The following is a 21,480-nucleotide window of genomic DNA, read 5'->3' as shown; positions in this document are numbered from 1 at the left end:
GTAAAGCGCCCCCGCATCTTGCGGAAGGGCGCTTTTTTTTTGCTCGGTAGTTTATGGTTCGATAGCTTCTGGTTCGTAAGCGTTGGGTTCTGTGCCAGAGGGCGAAGCGTTACGGCACCAGGCTGTCGAGCAGTATGTCCAGGTCCGTGACCCGCTTCAGGCGCTGAAAGTGCTGCTCGGCTTCGGCATTGCCTTGGCGCATTTGTGCCAGCCACTGTTTCACCAGAGAAACCACGACGCGATCCGGTAGCTGCTGACGCTGATGCTCGGCGTACTCTTGTAGCACGCTGGCGCGCATTGCCCAGGTGGTTTCTGGCAGCCGCTCGCCGGTTTCCTGCCAGTGGCGAATGCGGGGGGCCAACCAGGGGTCTGCCAGGGCGCTGCGGCCCAGCATGACGTCACGGCAGCCCGACAGCGTGCGCGCCTTCCAATAGTCCTCCAGCGTCCATATATCGCCATTGGCCACCACGGGGATGTCCACGTGATGACGAACCTTGCTGATCCACTCCCAGTGCGCGGGCGGGCGGTAGCCCTCATCGCGGGTTCGGCCATGTACTACCAGCCGCGCGGCGCCGCCTGCCTGGGTTGCCTGGGCGCAGGTCACGGCCAGGCGTCGATTGGCGAAGCCCAGGCGTATCTTGGCAGTTACCGGGATCTCGCCTGCCAAGGCATCGGCCACCGCCCTGACGGCCTGATAGACCCGTTCGGGCTGGCGCAGCAGAGAGGCCCCACCGTCGTGACGATTGACCAGCTTGGCTGGGCAGCCAAAGTTGAGGTCGACGCTGATGGCGCCCAGCGCCAGCGCCTGGCGAGCATTTTCGGCCAGCGCGCTGGGGTCGGAGCCGAGCAGCTGCAGGTGCACCGGAATACCGCTTGGGGTGGCCACAGGGCGTTGCTGGAGCTCGGGGCAGTGCTTGTAGAACACTCTGGGCGGAAGGCGTGTATCCACCACCCGTACGAACTCTGTCACCGTCCAGTCGAAACCGGGCTGGCGGGTCAGCAGGTCGCGGGTGAGCGCGTCGATGACCCCTTCCATTGGCGCAAGGCCGATCTTGCCTTTATGTAGTAAATTAACAACCATGACTTCCACTATGGCGCGATTGCATTCTATGCTGGATGTGGCAGGTTAGTGTATTACCCTTACTCCGCCAAGCGCCGCTGGAGGCGTTTGGTGTGCCAACCACCTTACACAACAAGGAGAGCGCGCTATGCAAGGGTCGGAGTTGCTCCAGGAGGGGCTCGCCCTGATGGGGCTTGGTATGGGGTTTGTTTTTGTTTTTCTTGCGGTTTTGGTGGTCAGTGTCACGCTGATGTCGAAGCTGATTGGGCGTTTTCAGCCCGCACCGGTGGCACCGGCTGCCAAGCGGAAAGGCCGTCAGACCGCTGCTCAGGCAGGCCTTGACGATGAGGTGGTGGCCGTGATCAGTGCTGCAGTGCACCGTTATCGGGCTGCGCATCGCCGTTAACGGCGGAATGGATAACGAATACACTCCCTCTTCAAGAATGAATTTTGCTAAATTTACTACAAATCAATAAAGCTAAACGGTGAGTCACGACCATGAACGATGTAAAACGTCCGCTAGGAATCACTGATGTTGTGTTGCGCGATGCCCACCAGTCGCTATTCGCGACCCGGCTGCGGCTCGACGACATGCTGCCTATCGCCGAAAAGCTCGATAAGGTCGGGTACTGGTCGCTGGAGACCTGGGGCGGCGCCACCTTCGATGCCTGTATTCGTTATCTGGGTGAAGACCCTTGGGAGCGCATTCGTGCCCTGAAAGAGGCAATGCCCAACACGCCGCAGGCAATGTTGCTGCGCGGGCAGAACCTGCTGGGCTACCGTCACTATGCCGACGATGTAGTCGACAAGTTCGTCGAGCGTGCCAAAACCAACGGCGTGGATGTATTCCGCGTGTTCGACGCCATGAATGACCCGCGCAATCTGGAGCGTGCCATCAAGGCGGTGCGCGCCGTGGGTGGTCATGCCCAGGGGACCATTTCCTATACCGTCAGTCCGGTACATACCCTGGATAGCTGGGTAGATCTTGCGAAGACCATTGCCAACATGGGCGCAGATTCTCTGGCTATCAAGGATATGGCGGGACTGTTGACGCCTTACACGGCGTTCGACCTGGTGACGCGCCTGAAGAAAGAACTCTCCATTCCCGTCCACCTGCACTGCCACGCGACCACCGGGCTCTCGACGTCCACCATTTTGAAGGCCGTAGAAGCCGGCATCGATAACGTGGATACGGCCATCTCATCGATGTCGATGACCTATGGACACAGCCCCACCGAATCCGTGGTGGCGATGCTCAAGGACACGGACCGTGACACGGGGCTGGACCTGGAGCTGCTGGAAGACATTGCCGGTTACTTCCGTGAGGTACGCAAGAAGTATGCGGCATTCGAGGGCTCGCTGCGGGGTATCGACTCACGCATTCTGGTGGCGCAAGTACCGGGCGGCATGCTGACCAACATGGAGAGCCAGCTGAAAGAGCAGGGCGCTGGCGACAAGCTGGACGACGTGCTGGGTGAAATTCCGCGCGTACGTGAAGACCTGGGCTTCATCCCGCTGGTAACGCCGACCTCGCAGATCGTGGGCACCCAGGCTGTGATGAACGTCATGATGGGCGAGCGCTACAAGTCGATTTCCAAGGAGGTCCAGGCGCTGTTGAAAGGTGAATACGGCTCAGCGCCTGCCCCCTTCAATGTGGAGCTGCAAAAGCGCGTGCTGGAAGGTGGCGAGCCGATCACTTGCCGCCCTGCGGACAACCTGTCACCGGAAATGGAGCGCCTGGCCTCGGAACTGAAAGAGAAAGCCAGTGCCGACAAGCTGCGCCTGGCAGAAGGCGAGCGGCAGGTGGATGACGTGCTGACCTACGCGCTCTTCCCGCAGATTGGCCTGAAGTTCCTCAAGAACCGTGACAACAAGGAAGCCTTCGAGCCCGCGCCACAAGCAGCAACAAACGCGGCCGTGCCTGCCAAGGCAGAACCGGCGGTACCTGCCACCGTGGTCAACAGCGGCCCGGAAACCTATACCGTCAAGCTCAACGGCAAGGCCTATGTGGTCGAGGTGGCCCAGGGCGGCGATATTGGCGAGATCAAGGAGCAGGCTGCCGCCAGTGGAGGCGCTAGTGCTGGAGCGGCAGAAAGCGCTGGAGGAAGCGGTGAAAGTATCGATGCGCCGCTGGCAGGCAACATCTTCAAGGTCAACGTACGCCCTGGCGATCAGGTGGCTGAGGGCGATGTGGTGATCATTCTCGAAGCCATGAAGATGGAGACCGAGGTGCGTGCCAGCAGCGCCGGAACGGTGTCCAAAGTCAATGTCAGCGAGGGCGATAGCGTCGCCGTTGGCGATGCGCTGATCGAGCTTTAAGGGCACCGGTATGGAAAAACTAATCACCTTATGGGAAGGCTCCGGGCTCTATAACCTGGAGCTTGGCCAGGCGGTCATGATTCTGGTAGGGCTGGGGCTTTTGTACCTGGCGATCTACAAGAAATTCGAGCCGCTGCTGCTGGTGCCGATTGGTTTCGGTGGCATCCTGGCCAATATTCCGGAAGCTGGGCTGGCCATTTCGGCGCTCGATCAGGCCATCGAGGTGGCCAAGCCTGCCGTGCTGCAACAGATGGCGGCTGCGCTGGGCGTTACCCTGGACCCTTTGGCGGGTGTCGAGGGATGGCGTGAGGTGCTGAAAGCCGTCGCTCACGACACGGCGGCCTACGATCAGCTACGTGTGGCCAAGGACATTGCTCTGGGCGCGGGCTACAGCGATGGCATGCTCTACAGCTTCTATCGTGTTGCCATTGCCTCGGGCATTGCACCACTGCTGATCTTCATGGGCGTAGGTGCGATGACCGACTTTGGTCCTCTGCTGGCCAACCCGCGTACGCTGTTTCTGGGGGCGGCCGCCCAGTTCGGGATTTTTGCCACGTTGTTTGGTGCAGTGCTGCTTACCTCTCTGGGCGTCATGGACTTTTCGCTCAATCAGGCGGCCGCCATCGGCATCATCGGTGGGGCGGACGGGCCTACGTCGATCTATGTGTCCAGCGTCCTGGCGCCAGAGTTGCTGGGGGCCATTGCCGTCGCGGCCTATGCCTACATGGCGTTGGTGCCACTCATTCAGCCGCCGATCATGCGGCTGTTGACCACCGAGAAGGAGCGCAAGATCACCATGACGCAGCTGCGTCCGGTCTCCAAGCTTGAGAAGGTGATCTTCCCGCTGATGCTGCTGATTGCCGTCGCGCTGTTCTTGCCGGATGCGGCGCCGCTGCTGGGCATGTTCTGCTTTGGCAACCTGATGCGTGAATGTGGCGTGGTGGAGCGGCTGTCGGACACCGCGCAGAATGCGTTGATCAATATCGTGACCATCATTCTGGGCTTGTCCGTGGGCTCCAAGCTGATGGCCGACAGTTTCCTGACGTTCGAGACGTTAGGGATTCTGGGCCTGGGCATCGTTGCCTTTGGTATCGGGACGGCGGCGGGTGTATTGATGGCGAAGCTCATGAACATGGTCAGCAAGATGCCCATCAACCCGTTGATTGGCGCGGCTGGCGTCTCGGCGGTGCCGATGGCGGCGCGGGTTGCCAACAAGGTGGGGCTGGAGGCAAACCCGCATAACTTCCTGCTGATGCATGCCATGGGTCCGAACGTGGCCGGGGTGATCGGCTCGGCGGTGGCTGCCGGGGTCATGATCAAGTACCTGGGATAGAACTGGTGCTTGGCGATAAAACTGGGCTGAGCCCGAGTCTGAGCCCTTGCACGGCTTGCCGAGCTTTCATCGGCAGGCCGTGAACTTACTTACAGCGCTTCGAACGCCACGGTCGTTTTCAGGCGATTCTCCAGGCTGCCGATATCCAGCGCTACATCGCTGGGCCAGCCGATGGTCAGGCACACGCCATGCCCATCGTATTCAGCCTGTTCCACAGGCAGTGCCTGCTCTTCACACCAGGCTCGGGCCTGCGCTTCATGGGCGAAGCCTACGCGTAACCGATAGCTGTCGCGTTCGATCACTTCCCGAGTGGGCAGGGTTTCCAGCCCTGCATTGACGGCCTGGGCGTAGGCTCTGGCCAGGCCGCCGGTGCCCAGCTTGGTGCCGCCAAAGTAGCGAATCACCACGCAGCCCACTTCTCCTAACTGGCTGCCTTGCAGCGCCTGGAACATGGGCCGTCCCGCCGTGCCACCCGGCTCGCCGTCATCCGAAAAGCCAATGCGGGTCTGCTCCCCTGGTGGGCCGGCGATAAAGGCGGTGCAGTGGTGGCTGGCATTGGGGTGGGCCAGTCTGGCGGCCTGCAGCAAGGCGTCGAAGGCGCTGGGGCTGGGGGCGTGGCATAGCCAGGTCAGAAACTGGCTTTTCTCTACCTCGGTCTCGGTGGAGTGCCACGCCTCGGGGGCAATGTCGGGAACGTGGTAACGCAAGCAGGACTCCTGGCCAACATGAGCGCGAATCAGTGGTGCCGAGTCTGCCGGGTGTGGTGCGCCACGCCCATGACCATGCCCAGCACCTGAATGTCGCCATTATGCAGGAATAGCGCGGGCACCGCTGTATCTTCGGGGCACAAGTGCACCCCCAGGCGGGTAATCGATAAATGGCTCAAGGGAAGCTGGCGATCGTTGATGGTCAGGGTCGCCGTTTCCTGCTGGGTGTCGTGCTGATGCCGGTGGATAATGACCAGATCACCGTCGAAGAGCTGGCTGGCCTGCAGGCGGTCGCCGCGAATGCGCAGGGCATAAGTGTTGTGCCGGGTCACTTGACCGTCCTGGTTTGCCTGGCGGGGGTGAGGGTGAGGGGCAAGGCGCTGGCGCACGTTGGACGGTGGCAGCGGTTGAGAAGGTACGTGAGACGTTACCTGAGGGGCGAGGCAGATCGTCATTGTGTGTTCTCCCATGCAGCGCCTGTGCCAAGGCGGTCGAGTGAGTGAATGGACAAACGTGGCCTAATGGGTGTCTATTCATACAGTGGTTACAGTATAAGCCTGTTTTTGCATACAGTGCTAGTGCTGTTTGACGCGTCGCTTTTATGGCGAGAGCTTGAGCTGTGTCATGCTGCGACCCCTGGCCGCAGAGGGTGACTGGCGAGAAAGCGCCTTTCCGTGTAGAGTTCGACCCAAAATTAATGCGTCTGGAGAGTCTTTTGAGCCTGTGCCTGCAAGCCCGACAACTGGCCTGTGAACGCGATGATCGTTGGCTGTTTGAAGGACTTGACCTCGACATCAAGGGCGGCGAGATCGTCCGCATCGAAGGCCCCAACGGCAGTGGTAAAACCACGTTGTTGAAGATTCTCTCCGGCCAACTGACCGACTACCGTGGCGAGCTATTCTGGAACGGTGCCCCCATGCACCAGACCCGTGAACATTTTCTCGCAAACCTACTCTATCTAGGGCATGCCCCCGGTGTTAAAGCGGGTCTCACGCCGTTGGAAAATCTGGCGTGGTATCAAGCGCTCAATGGCGAAAAAGGCAGCGATAAACAGCGTGAACAAGCGCTGTTCGAGGTTGGTCTTGCGGGCTTTGAAGATGTCCCGGCAGGGCAGCTTTCCGCTGGTCAGCAGCGCCGTATTGCCCTGGCCAGGCTGACGCTGACGCCGCGCGCGCTATGGGTCCTGGATGAGCCTTTCACGGCGATTGACCGCCACGGTGTCATGGCGTTGGAAGCGCAGCTGGTCGCACATGCCCAGTCTGGCGGCTGTGTTCTGGTGACGACCCACCATGCACTGACCGAATCATCGGTGCTGAGACGTATTCAGCTGGGGTAAAAAGGAGTCAGCGTTGCAACGTTCATACGCCCTATCTTCACACGCCCTGTCGAGTGCTCCTGAGGTGGTCCTGCATACACCGCGGGGGGGGCTTGGAGTGGCCATTCATGCCACGCTCAAGCGCGACCTGACGCTGATGCTGCGGCGCAAGGGTGAGGTGCTCAATCCGCTGGTGTTTTTTGCACTGGTCATCACGCTGTTTCCCATTGGCATTTCGCCTGACCCTGTCTTGCTGGCCAGCATCGCGCCGGGACTGCTGTGGGTAGCGGCGTTGCTGGCGGCCCTGCTGTCGCTGGATAGCCTGTTTCGCAGCGATTACGAAGACGGCAGCCTGGAGCAGCTGCTGCTGGCCCCCCAGCCGCTGGCGGCGCTGGGGCTTGCCAAGGTGGCCGTGCACTGGCTGTTGACCGGGCTGCCGCTGGCGCTGATGGCGCCGGTGCTGGGCATCATGCTGTCGCTGCCAGCAGGCAGCTATGGGGTGCTGGCGCTGTCGTTGGCACTGGGCACCGCGAGCCTGAGCCTGATAGGGGCCATTGGCGCTGCGCTGACCGTGGGGCTGGCCAAGGGCGGGGTACTGCTCTCCCTGCTGGTACTGCCGCTGTATATCCCGGTTCTGATTTTTGGGGCAGGCGCGGTGCAGGCCGCCATTCTGGGCGATGGGATGGCCGCTCACCTGGCCATACTGGGAGCGCTGCTGGCGGTGTCGCTCATGCTGGCACCCTGGGCGATTGCCGCGTCGCTACGCATCAGCATTAACGGTTAAAGGATGGGAAAACCATGTGGGGCTTTATAAACAAACTGCGATCTCCCAAGTGGTTTTATGCGATCAGTGCCAAGCTGCAACCCTGGTTCTGGGTGGCAGCCGCGCTGTTGCTGGCCGTGGGCACCGTATGGGGGCTGGTGTTCGCACCCGCCGACTACCAGCAGGGCAACAGTTTTCGCATTATCTACGTGCATGTGCCTGCTGCGTTTCTGGCCCAGTCCATCTTTGTCTCCATGGCCATTTCCGGGCTGGTGTTCATGGTCTGGAAAATCAAGGTCGCCGACATGCTGGCCACCGTGATTGCCCCGCTGGGCGCCGCCATGACCTTCATCGCGCTGTTTTCGGGCGCCGTCTGGGGCGTGCCCACCTGGGGCACCTGGTGGATGTGGGATGCTCGGCTCACCTCGATGCTGATCCTGCTGTTCCTCTATCTGGGGGTCATCGCCCTGCGTGGCGCCTTCACCAGCCGTGACAGCGGGTCGCGGGCGGCTTCCGTGCTGGCCATGGTGGGCGTCATCAATATCCCGATCATCAAGTACTCCGTCGATTGGTGGTACACCCTGCACCAGCCGGCCACGTTCACCATCACCGGGCGCGCGGCCATGCCGATGGAAATGTGGGCGCCGCTGCTGATCATGGTGCTGGGCTTCTACAGCTTTTTCATTGCGCTTGCCTTGATGCGTACCCGCAGTGAAATTCTGCGCAGGGAAGCCAACAAGCGCTGGGTGCGTGAACTCGCCGAGGAGGTGGGCCAATGACCTTTGCCTCGCTGAACGAATTCTTTGCCATGGGCGGCCACGGTCTCTATGTATGGGCCGCCTGGGGCGTAACTGCGCTTCTGATGTTGGGGATCCTGCTGCACGCTCGCCTGGAGCGGCGGCAGTTGATCAAGGCCGTCAAACGCCGCATGCGTCGTGAAAAGGCGCAGCGCACGGCTTCCCCCTATGGCGCTACGCCTGCGCAGAACCCGGTTAACTCTGCTCAAGGGGATGTTCGCAATGACGCCTAAACGCAAGCAAAAGCTGTTTATCTTTCTGGGGCTGGTCTCGCTGACCGCCATCGCCGTGGGGCTCACGCTGTATGCGCTACGCGCCAACATCAATCTGTTCTTCAGCCCGGTACAGATCGCCCAGGGGGATGCCCCTCTGGACCGCCAGATTCGTGCCGGTGGCATGGTCAGAGAAGGCTCGGTACTGCGTGACCCCGACAGCCTGGACGTAGCGTTCACGGTGACCGACTACGTGGACGACGTCGAGGTCTACTACAGCGGCATCCTGCCCGACCTGTTCCGTGAAGGGCAGGGCGTGGTAGTGGTGGGCCAGCTGCAGGCCGATGGCCGACTCTACGCCGATAAAGTGCTGGCGCGTCACGATGAAAACTACATGCCGCCGGAAGTCGCCCAGGCACTGGAAGAGGCTGGCTACTCGCCCGCTGATTTCCAGGCCAAGGCCGCCGAAGTGGGTAAGCGCCTGGAGCAGCAGGGCGTTCCACAAGCAAGCGATTACTAACGGCTTACCCCTGCAACATTCGGTAATGCCTAATGCCAATGCGGAGCGCTCATGCTGATTAAAATGATTCCTGAAATTGGCCACTTTGCGCTGGTCATCGCGCTATTGATGGCGATCGTGCAGGCCGTGATGCCGCTGCTGGGAGCCGCCACCCGCCGCCCCCTCTGGATGGCCTATGGCTACCCCATGGCAACCGGCCAGTTCCTGTTCGTGGCCATTGCCTACCTGTGCTTGACCACCAGCTACATGCTGGATGATTTCAGCGTGGCCAACGTGGCCAACAACTCCAACTCCCTGCTGCCCTGGTACTACAAGTTCAGCGCCGTCTGGGGCAACCATGAAGGTTCGGTCCTGCTCTGGAGCCTGATGCTGGCAGGCTGGGGCTATGCGGCCTCGGTGTTCTCCAAGGAGTTGCCCCGAGACATGGTGGCCCGGGTGCAGAGCGTCATGGGCATGGTGTGTGTCGGCTTCCTGCTGTTCATCCTGATGACCTCCAACCCCTTCGAGCGGCTGCTGCCCAACATGCCCGCCGACGGCGCTGACCTGAATCCGCTGCTGCAGGATTTCGGGCTGATCGTCCACCCGCCGATGCTCTACATGGGCTACGTGGGCTTCTCGGTGGTGTTTGCGTTTGCCATTGCGGCGCTGCTGGGGGGGCGTCTGGATGCCGCCTGGACCCGCTGGGCGCGCCCCTGGACCAACATTGCCTGGGCGTTTCTGACCGTGGGCATCGCGCTGGGTAGCTGGTGGGCCTATTACGAGCTTGGCTGGGGCGGCTGGTGGTTCTGGGACCCGGTGGAGAACGCTTCGCTGCTGCCCTGGCTGACGGGCACGGCGCTGGTGCACTCGCTGGCGGTGACCGAGAAGCGCGGCTCGTTCAAGAGCTGGACCGTGCTGCTGGCCATCTCGACCTTCTCGCTCTCCTTGCTGGGTACGTTCCTGGTGCGTTCGGGCGTGCTCACCTCGGTCCACGCATTTGCCAACGACCCGTCCCGTGGCTTCTTCATCCTGATGTTGCTGGCCATCACGGTCACCCTGTCGCTGCTGGTATTTGCCCTGCGTGCTCCGCGGGTCAGCCACAAGGTGGGCTTCAACTGGCTTTCTCGGGACTCCTTGCTGCTGATCAACAATATCCTGCTGGTCATCATGACCGTCACGGTACTGCTGGGCACCGTGTATCCGCTGATTCTGGATTCACTGGGGCTGGGCAAGATCAGCGTCGGGCCTCCCTACTTCAATGCCCTGTTCGTTCCGCTGACCGTGGTGATGTGTATCTTCATGGGCCTTGGCCCGCTGGCCCGCTGGAAGAGCATGAGCGGCAAGGAGCTGTGGCGCAAACTGTGGCTGGCGGGCGCTGCTTCGCTGGCGCTGGGCATCGCCATGCCGCTGGTGTATGGCCGTGAATGGAACCTGTGGGTAGCGCTGGGCATCATTTCGGCGCTGTGGATCGTGCTGCCCATGGTGCGCGACCTGTTCGACAAGACACGCCACGCCAGTTCGTTCGTGGCGGGCCTGCGCAAGCTGTCGCTCTCCTATTGGGGCATGGTGCTGGGCCACCTGGGCGTGGCGGTCACCATCGTGGGCGTGGCCGTGGTGTCGAACTACAACATCGAGCGTAACGTGCGCATGTCGCCGGGGACGACGGTGGAAGTTGCCGGGTACCAGTTCACCATGACCGAACTGACCAATCGTCGTGGCCCCAACTTCCTGGCCGACACCTCGATCATTCAGGTTCAGCGCGGTGAAGAAGGACGCAGCTTCGTCATGCGGCCGGAAAAACGCCTCTACCTGGCCACCGGCATGCCCATGACCCAGGTAGCGCTGCGCCCTGGTTTCTTCCGTGATCTCTACGTGGCCATGGGCGAAGACTTGGGCGATGGCAGCTACGCCATGCGCGTGCAATACAAGCCCTTCGTGCGCTGGCTATGGCTGGGTGGCCTGCTGATGGCCTTCGGTGGCCTGCTGGCCGTCATCGACAAGCGCTACCGCCGAGTCAGCGTGCGCCAGCCCGAGGCAAGCCGAGCCCAGCCTGCTCAGGAGGCGCCGGTATGACGCGACGTTCGCTACTGTTACTGCTGCCCATCGGTTTTCTGGGCATTGCGCTGTTTCTCTATCAAGGGTTGGGGCAGGACCCTTCCCAGCGGGATTCGGCCCTCATGGCGCGGGAGTTTCCTGAGTTTCAGGCCACTACCTTGCGTGACGCCGAACGCCAGGTCGACCAGTCGCTGTTCATCGGCGAAGTGACGCTGGTCAACGTCTGGGGTGAGTGGTGCCCGGCCTGCAAGCAAGAGATGCCGCAGCTGCTGTCACTGGCGGATCAGGGTATCCGCATGGTGGGCATCAACTATCGGGATACCCGCGAGAAAGGCCTGGAGTTTTTGACCGAATTCGGCGACCCCTTCGAGATCAACATCTTTGACCCGGATGGCAGCCTCGGTTTCGACCTGGGCGTGTACGGCGCGCCGGAAACCTTTCTGGTGGATGCCGAGGGCGTGATCCGCTATCACCACAAGGGCTATGTCTCCCCGGAAGATGTCCGTGACCGTATCCTGCCGGAGGTAGAAAAATGGCGATAATTCGTTGGATAGTGACGGCCATGCTGCTGGCCACCGCCGGTAGCGTCATGGCCGGCGGAATCGAAGTGCGCGAGTTCGATGATCCGGTACTGGAAAAGCGCTACCGCGACCTGACCGCCTCCATGCGCTGCCCGCTGTGTGAAAACCAGGCCATCGACGACTCCGATGCGCCCATCTCGGCGGACATGCGCGAGCGCGTCTACGTGCTGCTGAACGAAGGCAACGCCGATATCGAAATCATCAACCACATGGTGCAGCGTTTCGGCGATTACATTCTCTACAACCCGCGCTTGGAGAACCGCACCTATTTGCTGTGGGGGTTGCCCATCGTTCTGGTGGTGATTGGCCTGGTGGTCGTCATCATGGTGGTGCGTGCCCGCCGCAACGCCTCTGCCAAGGCCCTGAGCGCAGAAGAACGCGCTCGCCTGAATGCCCTGATTAACCGCGAGAGGTCGTCATGACACCGGTCTGGATTGCGATTGCTTTACTGCTGATACCTGCGCTGTGGCTGCTGGTGGCACCCATGCGCGGCGCTCGCACGCTGCGTGACCAGTTGGAAACCTTCGAGGCCAACGACACCACGGCCGAGCAGAACGTGGCGATTTTTCAGCGCCGTCTGGCCTCGCTGGAGGCCGCCCGTGATCGGGGAGACATCGACGACGCGCGCTATCAGGAAGATCGCCTGGAGCTGGAGCGTAGCCTGCTGGAAGACACCGTCGTCGAGGCCCGTCGGCCGCTGAAGTCTGCCAGTGCTGGCCGCTTGATGGTGCCGCTGGTGATGGTGGCCGTGGTCGGTGCCAGCACGTTCTGGTACCAGCAGTATGGTGCCGAAGGCGACCTGACGCTGTACGCCATCCAGCAGGAAGTGCGTCAGCACCCTGAAGGCTCGCTGAGCATGTTCACCGAGCGGATGGAAGCCGAAGCCGAGCGCCAGCCCAACAACCCCAACGTGTGGAGCGCGCTGTTTCCCATTTACCGCGACACCGGCCAGCCCGAAAAGGCCGAGGAAGCGCTGGAGCGTCTGTTGGCTATCGAAGGGCGTATCCCGCCCCTGCTGGCGCAAATGGCACAGCTGCAGTTCTTCATGGCCGAGCGTCAGTTGACGCCGGAAGTGCAGGCGCTGGTAGACGAGACGCTGGAGCTCGACCCGCGTCAGCCCACGGTGCTCGGCCTGCTGGGTATTCACGCCTTCGATAGTGGCGATTACGAAACGGCCATCGACCGCTGGCGCCGGGCCGTGGCCAACATCGAAAATCCGGAAACGGCGGCCTCCCTGCGCGACGGTATCCGTGTGGCTCAGGAGCGGATGGGTGTCGTACCGGAAAATGCCGATGCTGCGGCCGCACAAAGTCAGGGAATTCGGGTGAATGTCTCGCTGGACGCCGAGCTGGAAGGCAGCGTCAGTGACGACGCCACGGTGTTCATCACCGCTCGCGACATGGACGGTGAGCTACCGCCTCTGGCGGTGATTCGTGCCCAGGTCTCAGAGCTGCCGATGACGGTAGTGCTGGACGATGCGGCGGCGATGTCGGCGGATGCCCAGATCTCACAGGTGCGTGAAGCGCGCCTGATGGTGCGCGTGTCGCCTTCGGGCCAGGCCACGCCGCAACCCGGGGACCTGTTCGGTGACCTGGAGAGTGTCACGGTAGGCCCGATCACGGACGATGAAGCGGCCGAGGTGGTCATCAACCGCGTTTTTGAGTAACCTCCGCGACTTTCGCTGCAGGAAAGGATCACAATGCGCTTAACCTCCATTCGTCTTGTCGGGTTCAAGTCCTTTGTCGATCCGGTCACCGTACCCTTCGATGGCAACATGACCGCCATCGTGGGGCCCAACGGGTGCGGCAAGTCCAATATCATCGACGCCGTGCGCTGGGTCATGGGCGAGTCGTCTGCCAAGACCTTGCGCGGCGAATCCATGGCCGACGTCATCTTCAACGGCTCGACGGGGCGCAAGCCCGTCGGGCAGGCCTCTATCGAACTCAAGTTCGACAACCGCGACGGCGGCATGGGCGGTGTCTATGCCCAGTACGCTGAAATTGCCGTCAAGCGCCTGGTCACCCGAGACGGGCAGTCCAACTACTTCTTCAACGGCCAGAAGTGCCGCCGCCGGGACATCGCCGACCTGTTCATGGGTACCGGCCTTGGCCCGCGTTCGTATGCCATCATCGGCCAGGGCATGATTTCGCGGCTCATCGAAGCGCGCCCCGACGACCTGCGTGCCACCCTCGAAGAGGCCGCCGGTATCTCCAAGTACAAGGAGCGCCGCCGGGAAACCGAAAACCGCATGCGCCGCACCCAGGAGAACCTGGAGCGCCTGGACGACATCCGCGACGAGCTGGACAAGCAGCTGGAGCGCCTCAAACGCCAGGCCGAAGCCGCCAAACGCTATCAGGAACTCAAGCAGCAGGAGTATCGCCTCAAAGGCGAGCTGGCGCTGCTGCGTGGGCGTACCCTGCGTGCCGAACAGTCGCATCAGGAAAGCCGGGTGCGTGAGCTGGAAATTGCCGTCGAGAAAGACGTGTTCGGCGTGCGCCAGTGCGAGACTCGGCTGGAGCAGGCCCGCGAACAGCATGACGAGCTGGCCGACGTGCTGGATCGTCATCAGCAGCAGTTTTTCGAGACCACCACGCGCATCGCCCGGCTGGAACAGGACCAGGCCCACCGTCGCAGCCGTGAAGCGCAGCTGGCCAGCGACATCGCCACGGCCCGCCGCGACCTGGATGAGCAGCGGCTGGTCAGCGAAGGTGACCGCGAGCGACTGTTCGCCATCGACGAACGCCTGGAAGACGTACTGCCCGAATACGAAGCCCTCGAAGAGCAGCTGACGGAGCTGGAAGAAACCCTGGCCTCGGCCAGCCCCGCCCTGGAGGCCGCCGAGCAGCAGTGGAGCGATGCCGAGAATCGCTGGCGCGAAGCCAGCCGCGATGCCGACCGCCGCCAGGATCAGCTGCGTGATCTGGAGCAGCGAATTGCCCGCCTCCAGGCCGAAGGCCAGCGCCGCCGCCAACAGCGCGGCGAGCTGGCCGACATGGCCGCCTTGCGCCAGGAGCACGCCGAGCATCACGCTCGGTTGGCCGAGGCCGACCAGCGCGCCGCCACGTTCCAGACCCAGCGCGAGCAGTGGCAGCAGCGCTTCAGCGATGCCAAGGCGGCTTATCAGCAGGCCCAGCAAGCGCGAGACCAGCAGCGTCAGGCGCTCAGCCAGCAGCAAGGCGAGCTGGCATCGCTGCAAGCATTGATCGATGCCGCCCTGGCGGACCACGACCCTCAATCCGGCGAGGCGTTGGCAGCACATGGCTTGGCCGAGGCGCCGCGGCTGGGCGAGGCCATCGACGTGTCGGCGGGCTGGGAACGAGTGATTTCCTGGCTGTTGGCCCCCTGGCTCAACGCGCGGCTGGTGGCCACCCAACAGCTGCAGGCGCTACCCGAAGCACTGGCCACCGACTGGTGCCTGATCGACCAGGCGCTGCCCGCCGGGCTGCCCAATACGGGCCAGCGGCTGCACGCACTGGTCACCGGGGCGGGGGCCTTGAGCGAGTGGTTGGCGAGCATTCACTTCGTCGACAGCGCGGATGACATTGAGGCGCTGCTGCCCAGCCTGGCCAAGGGTGAAAGCGTGGTCAGCCGCGATGGCGTCTGGCGTGGGCGGGGGTGGCTGCATCAGCAGGCCAACGGCGAAGGCGTGGATGCCCTGCTGGTGACCCGCCGCCGCTTCACAGAGCTTGCCGAGCAACGCGCCCAGGCCGAAGAGGCGCTGGCGCTGCTCGATGCGCAGTGCGATGCGGCCAGCGAGGCGCTGGACGCGCTGGAGGAGCAGCGTGAGCAGCAGGCCGAGCAGGAGCGTGATCACGCCAGCGCCCGCCAGCAGCTGGCCATCCAGGAGCAGCGCCTGGCCCAGCGGCTGGAGCATCTGCAAGGCCGTGCCGCCGAGCTGGACGATGAGCTGGCCCAGCTGCAAGAGGATGAGGCGGAGTTAACGCTTACTTTGGAAGAGCAGCGCGCCCGCTGGCATACCGCCATGGAGCAGCTGGAAGCCGCCTCCGAAGCCCGAGAAACCAGCGCCGAGCAGCGCCATCAACAGCGTGAGCAGCGTGAGCGGCTCAATCAGCAGCACGCCCCGCTCAAGGCACGGCAACAGGCGCTGGCGCTGGAGCGGGAAAGGTTGAAAGCCGAGCGTGACAGCCTTCAAGCCCAGCAGGCCCGCTCCAGCGATAGCGAGGCGCGGCTGACCCTGCGCATTGCCGAGCTGGAAGAGTCGCGGGAAATGCTGGTAGAGCCGGATGAACTCGCCAGCGAAGAGTTGGAAGAGCTGCTGCATCAGCGCGAGCAGCAGGAGCGCCGCCTGAACGCGACGCGCCAGCAGGCCCAGGCCCTGGCCGAGCAGCTGCGCAATGACGAGCTGGCCCGCCAACAGCACGAGCGCAATCTGGAGCAGAGCCGCGAACAGCTACAGCAGCGGCGCATGGATGTGCAAGCGCTGGCGCTCAAGGCGGCCACCCAGGACGAGCAGCTGGCGGAACTGGGGCACAATGCCGATGAACTGGCCGAGACGCTGCCCCAGGACGCCAGCGAACCCACCTGGCAGGAGCGGCTGGAGGATACCTCCGAGAAGATTCGTCGCCTGGGCGCCATCAACCTGGCGGCCATCGAAGAGTATGACCAGCAGGCGGAGCGGCGCAACTACCTGGAAGCCCAGCATGCAGAGCTCAGCGAAGCGCTGGAGACTCTGGAGCGCGCCATCAAGCGCATCGACCAGGAAACCCGGGTGCGCTTCAAGGAAACCTTCGAACAGGTCAATACCGGGCTGCAAACCCTGTTCCCCCGCGTGTTCGGTGGCGGGGCTGCCTGGCTGACCCTGACAGGAGACGACCTGCTGGAAACCGGTGTGGCGATCATGGCACGCCCACCGGGCAAGAAGAACAGCACCATTCACCTGCTGTCCGGTGGCGAAAAAGCGCTCACGGCGCTGTCGCTGGTGTTTGCCATCTTCCAGCTCAACCCCGCGCCGTTCTGTATGCTCGACGAGGTAGACGCGCCGCTGGACGATGCCAACGTGGGGCGCTACGCCAAGCTGGTCAAGGAGATGTCGGAGAACGTCCAATTCATCTACATCACCCACAACAAGATTGCCATGGAAGCCGCCGAGCGCCTGATGGGGGTGACCATGCAGGAGCCCGGCGTCTCGCGGCTGGTGTCGGTGGGCATCGACGAAGCCGCCGCGCTGGTGGATTAGCCTTCGCCCAGCTCCCGCATCACCGCGTACAGCGCCGATTTCGCTTCGAAGCCCGCGCCGGGAATGTCCGGTAACCCCACGTAGCCATTCTCGACGCGAATGCCGTCGGCAAAGCCACCGAAGGGCTGGAAAACATCCGGGTAGGACTCGTTGCCTCCCAGGTGCAGCCCCGCCGCGATATTCAGCGACATTTGGTGGCCACCGTGAGGCACCACGCGGCGTGAGGACCAGCCAAGCTCATCCATGACTTGCAGCGTGCGCATGTACTCCACCAGGCCATAAGAAAGCGCGCAGTCGAACTGCACGAAATCTCGGTCTGGGCGCATGCCGCCATGACGGAGCAGGTTGCGCGCATCCTGATGAGAGAACAGGTTTTCGCCGGTGGCCATGGGCAGGCTGTAATGGTTGGCCAGTTCCGCCTGCAGCGCGTAATCCAGCGGGTCTCCGGCCTCTTCGTACCAGAACAGGCGGTAAGGCTTCATTGCCTCGGCGTAGGCAATGGCCGTTGGCTGGTCGAACCGCCCGTTGGCATCGACCGCCAAGCGGCTGCCATCGCCCACCACCTCCAGCACGGCCTCAATACGGCGCAGGTCTTCATCCAGAGAGGCCGCGCCAATTTTCATCTTCACTACCTCGTAACCGCGGTCCAGGTAGCTACGCATCTCGTCTTGCAGCTTGGAATGGTCTTTGCCGGGGTAGTAATAGCCTCCTGCCGCATAGACCCACACCTTGTCGTCGGCCTGCCCGCCGCGATACCGGTCGGCCAGCAGGCGATACAGCGGCTTGCCCTCGATTTTCGCGACGGCATCCCAGATGGCCATGTCGATCGTGCCTACCGCCACGGAACGCTCGCCGTGGCCGCCTGGCTTCTCGTTGGTCATCAAGGTTTTCCAGATCGCGAACGGGTCCAGGTTGTCGTTCGCATGGTCGATCAGGCTGTTCGGGTCGGCCTCCTTGATGCGATCCAGGAAACGGTCGCGCATCAGAGCACCCTGGCCATAGCGTCCGTTGGAGTTGAATCCGTAGCCAATCACAGGCTTACCGTCACGGATGACGTCGGTGACGACCGCCACCACCGAACAGGTCATCTTGGAAAAGTCGATGTACGCATTGGCGATGGGGGAGGCGATAGAGACGGTTTTCTCACGAATTTCCAGAATACGCATGGCAGGCTCCTCAAACAGTGGTCGCATCACCATAGGGGGTGACAGTGGCGGCTGACTAATGCTATTAGTCAGCTACCCCATGCTGAAATGGCATTGCCCGCGATGGAACTGAACTGGTTGGAAGACTTCAATGCCTTGGCCGAACACGGCAGTTTCATCCGTGCCGCCCAGGCGCGCCATGTGACGCAACCCGCGTTCAGCCGTCGAATCAGAGCGCTGGAGCAGTGGATGGGGGTGGCCCTTTTCGTGCGCACGCCCCAAGGCACCACGTTGACCGAGGCGGGCCAGCATATTCAGGCCAGTGTCATCGATGCCGCAGGGCGACTCTATCGTTTACGCAGTGAAGCTCAGGAAGTTGCCCAGCGCGCGACGGCGGCGCTCCAGTTTGCGGCCACTCATTCACTCTCGTTTACTTTCTTTCCGCGCTGGATACGCCAACAAGAGCAAAGTGCCGCGCTGCATGCCGTACAACTTCACTCCGATACCATGGCCAACTGCGAGCAGCTCTTACTGCGCGGAACGGCACAGTTTTTATTGAGCCATCGAGACCCCGCCGTCGACTCGCCTCTGGAAGCGGAACACTTCGAGAGTCTCACCGTCGGTCAGGATCGATTGATTCCTCTGGTGGGGCGCGAGCTGGGGCTTGGCGCGGCTTCCTCTTTTTTTCCTTATTTAGCGTACACTGACGCCTCGGGGCTAGGGCGCATCTTGCGCCATCGTCTGGGTCAGCGGCAGCCAGCCACACTCTCCTCCCAGGCCCATTTCAGCAGCCATCTGGCCGCCGTGCTGATGTCCATGGCCATCGAGAACAAGGGGTTGGCCTGGCTGCCTGAAAGTCTTTCCGAACAAGAAGTTGCGGAAGGGCGCCTGGTGCGCGCGCTGCCCCCGGAGTGGGACGTGCCGGTGGCCATACAGCTGACACGGCCGCGCCAGTTGGCCAGCCCCTTCGCCAGCGCGTTTTGGCAAACGCTGGTGGCTACTCAGAGAGGTCAGAAAGTGACCACTCGATAGCGGCACTTTATGGGCTTGATAAGGTCTTTAGATTGGCCTAAAAAGCGTATATGCAAGTTTAAAAGTGCAAATGCCTGCAAAAAGTGGCCCTTTTTGTAATAATCGCGCTATGCTTGGCACTAAACGTATCTTGATAAGAAGGTCCCCCATATTTGGGTGCCGCGCACGCGCTGCATCTGGTAACCGGTTAGTTGACCCATGGAATGCTCGACATGGAATTAAGAGAGTGGTTAATCATTCTAGGACTGGCTCTGGTGTCGCTCATCGTCGTTGATGGTGCGCGAAGGCTTCAGCGTCAACGGCGTGTCCCGCAGCTGGATCAGGCTGGCAAGGATCTGCCCGCCGTCAAGCCGGAAGAGTTGAGTGACGAGGCCAAGGAAGCGGAAATCAACTGGGAACTGCCCAATGGCGGTGCTCGGGTCGTCAAACCCGCCGATTACAGTGGTCTGGGCCAAAAGCCCAAGTTGAAGCGTCAGGACCACCCCGGGCCTTCCAAAGTCCTTTCTGACTTCCGCCGCTCGTTTGCTCAATCCGTGACCGCAAACGCAAAGTCGTTTACTTCGAAGTCTTCCAAACCTGCCGTGGCCCAAGCGGCAGCAGCGAACGGTGAGACCGCCAAGCGCAGCGAGCCCCCGAAGGCGGCTCCATCGCGTGCCGAACCGTCGATGTCTCCGTCGCCCGTCTCAACTCCTGTTGCACACAGTGCCATGCCCGAGGCAGCGTCCGCTGCTTCCCGAGAAGCCGCCTATAGCGAGCCCCGCCGTGAGCCCAGCCTGTTTGCGGGTGAGCCGACGTCTCAGCATGAAGCTGTAGCTCCAGAAGCCACTGTTCCAGAATCCCCTGTTTCAGAAGCTACTGCTCCAGAAACCACTGTTTCAACTGTTTCAGAAGCCACTGCTCCAGAAGACACTGCTCCAGAAGCCACTGCTCCAGAAGCCACTGCTCCAGAAGCCATCGCTTCAAAAGCCATTGCTTCAGAAAGCACCGTCTCAGAAGCCAAGACTCCAGAATCTCTGGTGTCAGAAGAAACTGGTGCCCCAGAAGCTGTGGCTCCTGAAACCATCGCCGTGGCGTCTGCTGCTCCGGTTTCCGTCGAGTCAGCCATCCAGCAGCAGCCTTCTCCAGAAACGGCTGCTCCCACGGTGTCCGAGCCAGCGGTTGAGCCCGTATCCACCGCAGCGGCTGCCGAAGACGACCACAAAGCCACGGCGGCCGCTGTCGCTGAGAGCGTCGAGCCTGTTCTGTCCGCCACGGACACGCCGGAAAGCACGCCGCTGAGCGCCGTAGAGCCGGAACCCGATGCCGAGCCGGTGCTGCGCGCCGAGCCGGAAGATGCCGTCTTTGCCAAGTCCTCCGAGACGCCCAGGCGTCGGCAGCTGCGTTCGGATATCGCAGGCGACGTGGACGAGCTGGATGACGACGAGGTAGACCGCTACCGCTTGGTCGACTTCGAAGGTATTGGCCGCTCCTTCAAGCGCCGTATCATCGAACGCCGCAAACAGAAAGCGATCAAGAAAGCCGAAAAAGCCAAGCGTGCCGAAGCGCTGGCCAAGCAGAAAGCCGAGCGCAAAGCCCTGGAGGCCGAGCAGCGCCGCGTGGCCAAGGAAGCGGCAGAAGCAGAAAAAGCGCGCATTGCTCAGGAAAAAGCCCAGGCTCGCGAGCTGGCGGCGACGGACGCTGCTGCCAAACGCACCTCGCGTGGCAAGGCCCCGGCGCTGGACAGCTACGATGACGCCGACCGCTACGCAGCCCCCGCCGCTGCCCGCGGTGCCTATGACGATGCTGCTTCCCATCATGATGACCGCTATGCGGCTTATGATGCAGGTCGCACCGATGCTGCCGACTACGATGATGCCTACGCAGAATTCGATGGTGCCTATGAAGAGCCTGCCTATGAGGCACGCGAAAGCGTGGTACGCGCTCATCCGACGCTGGAGAAAGCGCTGCGCCACGACGTCAACGGCGAACACGCACGAGAAACCCTGGCCGATGCCGAAGAGATGATCGTCATCAGCGTGCTGTCTCGCGACCCGGAAGGGTTCGACGGCAGCAAGCTTCTTGAACTGATGATGGCGTGTGGCCTGCGTTACAGCCGTACCATGGGTGTCTTCCACCGGTTCGAAACCGAAAGCGCCGAGAGCGAGCTGCAGTTCTCCATGGTGAACGTGCTGAAGCCCGGCACTTTCCCCATCGAAGAGATGGACGAGTTCGTCACCCCGGGCATCACCTTCCTGATGCCGCTGCCCGGTGCGCTGGATAGCGCCGCTGCCTTCGAGGCCATGGTGGAAACCGCCATGGTGGTGGTGCGTCACATGGGCGGTGAATTGAAAGACGAGAACCGCAGCGTCATGACGGCGCAAACCATCGAGTTTGCCCGCCAGCGGGTGCGCGAGTTCGAGCGTCGCCATCGACTGCATCGCCAGTTGCAGGCACGCTAAACGTTTCTGTCATGCCCACACCCGCCT

19 protein-coding genes are annotated in these 21,480 nt (G+C 62.1%); 15 read left to right on the top strand and 4 right to left on the bottom strand.

From position 1 onward, the window contains the following. Nucleotides 1-109: 109 nt before the first annotated feature. Nucleotides 110-1,081 carry a tRNA dihydrouridine synthase gene (locus FEU76_RS08665; protein ID WP_260851383.1) on the bottom strand — a complete coding sequence of 324 codons (972 nt, stop codon included), beginning with the start codon at nt 1,079-1,081 and terminating at the stop codon, nt 110-112. A 127-nt stretch (nt 1,082-1,208) separates the two neighbouring features. Here FEU76_RS08665 and FEU76_RS08660 point away from each other — a divergent pair, with 127 nt between their 5' ends. The 3 genes from FEU76_RS08660 to FEU76_RS08650 all read left to right on the top strand — a co-directional run bounded on the left by FEU76_RS08660 (nt 1,209) and on the right by FEU76_RS08650 (nt 4,712). After that, entirely contained in the window at nt 1,209-1,466 is a 258-nt protein-coding gene (locus FEU76_RS08660; protein WP_016914835.1) for an OadG family protein, read from the top strand. A gap of 92 nt (nt 1,467-1,558) precedes the next feature. After that, the gene (oadA, locus tag FEU76_RS08655; RefSeq protein WP_144982189.1) at nt 1,559-3,379 is read left to right on the top strand and encodes a sodium-extruding oxaloacetate decarboxylase subunit alpha; all 1,821 of its coding nucleotides are present in this window, start codon (nt 1,559-1,561) and stop codon (nt 3,377-3,379) included. 10 nt (nt 3,380-3,389) lie between these two features. Next, entirely contained in the window at nt 3,390-4,712 is a 1,323-nt protein-coding gene (locus FEU76_RS08650) for a sodium ion-translocating decarboxylase subunit beta (RefSeq protein ID WP_144982186.1), read from the top strand. A gap of 89 nt (nt 4,713-4,801) precedes the next feature. On the opposite strand, the gene FEU76_RS08645 is transcribed toward FEU76_RS08650, so the two are convergent. Next, nucleotides 4,802-5,419: an IMPACT family protein gene (locus FEU76_RS08645; protein ID WP_144982184.1), complete on the bottom strand. Its 618-nt coding sequence runs from the start codon at nt 5,417-5,419 to the stop codon at nt 4,802-4,804. Between the two features lie 29 nt (nt 5,420-5,448). Continuing rightward, nucleotides 5,449-5,874 carry a S24 family peptidase gene (locus FEU76_RS08640; protein WP_260851382.1) on the bottom strand — a complete coding sequence of 142 codons (426 nt, stop codon included), beginning with the start codon at nt 5,872-5,874 and terminating at the stop codon, nt 5,449-5,451. A gap of 260 nt (nt 5,875-6,134) precedes the next feature. On the opposite strand from FEU76_RS08640, the gene ccmA reads away from it, so the two are divergent. From ccmA to smc, 10 genes are all read left to right on the top strand, one after another. Further along, nucleotides 6,135-6,755 carry a cytochrome c biogenesis heme-transporting ATPase CcmA gene (ccmA, locus tag FEU76_RS08635; protein ID WP_039180045.1) on the top strand — a complete coding sequence of 207 codons (621 nt, stop codon included), beginning with the start codon at nt 6,135-6,137 and terminating at the stop codon, nt 6,753-6,755. A gap of 46 nt (nt 6,756-6,801) precedes the next feature. Then, nucleotides 6,802-7,518: a heme exporter protein CcmB gene (ccmB, locus tag FEU76_RS08630; protein ID WP_186299125.1), complete on the top strand. Its 717-nt coding sequence runs from the start codon at nt 6,802-6,804 to the stop codon at nt 7,516-7,518. 14 nt (nt 7,519-7,532) lie between these two features. Beyond that, a complete protein-coding gene (locus FEU76_RS08625) occupies nt 7,533-8,276 on the top strand; it encodes a heme ABC transporter permease (protein ID WP_039180039.1) in 744 nt (247 codons plus the stop codon). After that, a complete protein-coding gene (gene ccmD, locus FEU76_RS08620; RefSeq protein ID WP_144982178.1) occupies nt 8,273-8,527 on the top strand; it encodes a heme exporter protein CcmD in 255 nt (84 codons plus the stop codon). Before FEU76_RS08625 ends, ccmD begins: the two co-directional genes overlap by 4 nt. After that, nucleotides 8,517-9,026: a cytochrome c maturation protein CcmE gene (ccmE, locus tag FEU76_RS08615; protein ID WP_039180034.1), complete on the top strand. Its 510-nt coding sequence runs from the start codon at nt 8,517-8,519 to the stop codon at nt 9,024-9,026. Before ccmD ends, ccmE begins: the two co-directional genes overlap by 11 nt. 63 nt (nt 9,027-9,089) lie before the next feature. Beyond that, entirely contained in the window at nt 9,090-11,078 is a 1,989-nt protein-coding gene (locus FEU76_RS08610) for a heme lyase CcmF/NrfE family subunit (protein ID WP_186299124.1), read from the top strand. After that, a complete protein-coding gene (locus FEU76_RS08605; RefSeq protein ID WP_144982174.1) occupies nt 11,075-11,602 on the top strand; it encodes a DsbE family thiol:disulfide interchange protein in 528 nt (175 codons plus the stop codon). Before FEU76_RS08610 ends, FEU76_RS08605 begins: the two co-directional genes overlap by 4 nt. Further along, on the top strand, nt 11,593-12,063 hold the full coding sequence (locus tag FEU76_RS08600) for a cytochrome c-type biogenesis protein (RefSeq protein WP_144982171.1): 471 nt from the start codon (nt 11,593-11,595) through the stop codon (nt 12,061-12,063). The genes FEU76_RS08605 and FEU76_RS08600 overlap by 10 nt, the downstream gene beginning before the upstream one ends. Continuing rightward, a complete protein-coding gene (gene ccmI / locus FEU76_RS08595; RefSeq protein ID WP_039180022.1) occupies nt 12,060-13,307 on the top strand; it encodes a c-type cytochrome biogenesis protein CcmI in 1,248 nt (415 codons plus the stop codon). The genes FEU76_RS08600 and ccmI overlap by 4 nt, the downstream gene beginning before the upstream one ends. A 33-nt stretch (nt 13,308-13,340) precedes the next feature. Beyond that, nucleotides 13,341-16,838, top strand: coding sequence for a chromosome segregation protein SMC (smc, locus tag FEU76_RS08590; protein WP_144982168.1), 3,498 nt, complete (start codon nt 13,341-13,343; stop codon nt 16,836-16,838). On the opposite strand, the gene FEU76_RS08585 is transcribed toward smc, so the two are convergent. Next, a complete protein-coding gene (locus tag FEU76_RS08585) occupies nt 16,835-18,004 on the bottom strand; it encodes a mandelate racemase/muconate lactonizing enzyme family protein (protein ID WP_144982165.1) in 1,170 nt (389 codons plus the stop codon). The genes smc and FEU76_RS08585 overlap by 4 nt on opposite strands. Nucleotides 18,005-18,106: 102 nt before the next feature. On the opposite strand from FEU76_RS08585, the gene FEU76_RS08580 reads away from it, so the two are divergent. Both FEU76_RS08580 and zipA read left to right on the top strand, forming a co-directional pair. Beyond that, complete coding sequence (locus FEU76_RS08580) at nt 18,107-19,015, top strand: LysR family transcriptional regulator (protein WP_144982162.1); 909 nt, start codon at nt 18,107-18,109, stop codon at nt 19,013-19,015. Between the two features lie 212 nt (nt 19,016-19,227). Then, on the top strand, nt 19,228-21,453 hold the full coding sequence (gene zipA / locus FEU76_RS08570) for a cell division protein ZipA (RefSeq protein WP_186299118.1): 2,226 nt from the start codon (nt 19,228-19,230) through the stop codon (nt 21,451-21,453). Nucleotides 21,454-21,480 lie beyond the last annotated feature (27 nt).

Source organism: Halomonas sp. C22 (assembly GCF_007655045.1).
Classification (GTDB): Bacteria; Pseudomonadota; Gammaproteobacteria; order Pseudomonadales; family Halomonadaceae; genus Vreelandella; species Vreelandella hamiltonii.
The sequence above is the reverse complement of the archived record's forward strand: the minus strand, read 5'-3'. Positions and strand labels throughout refer to the sequence as shown.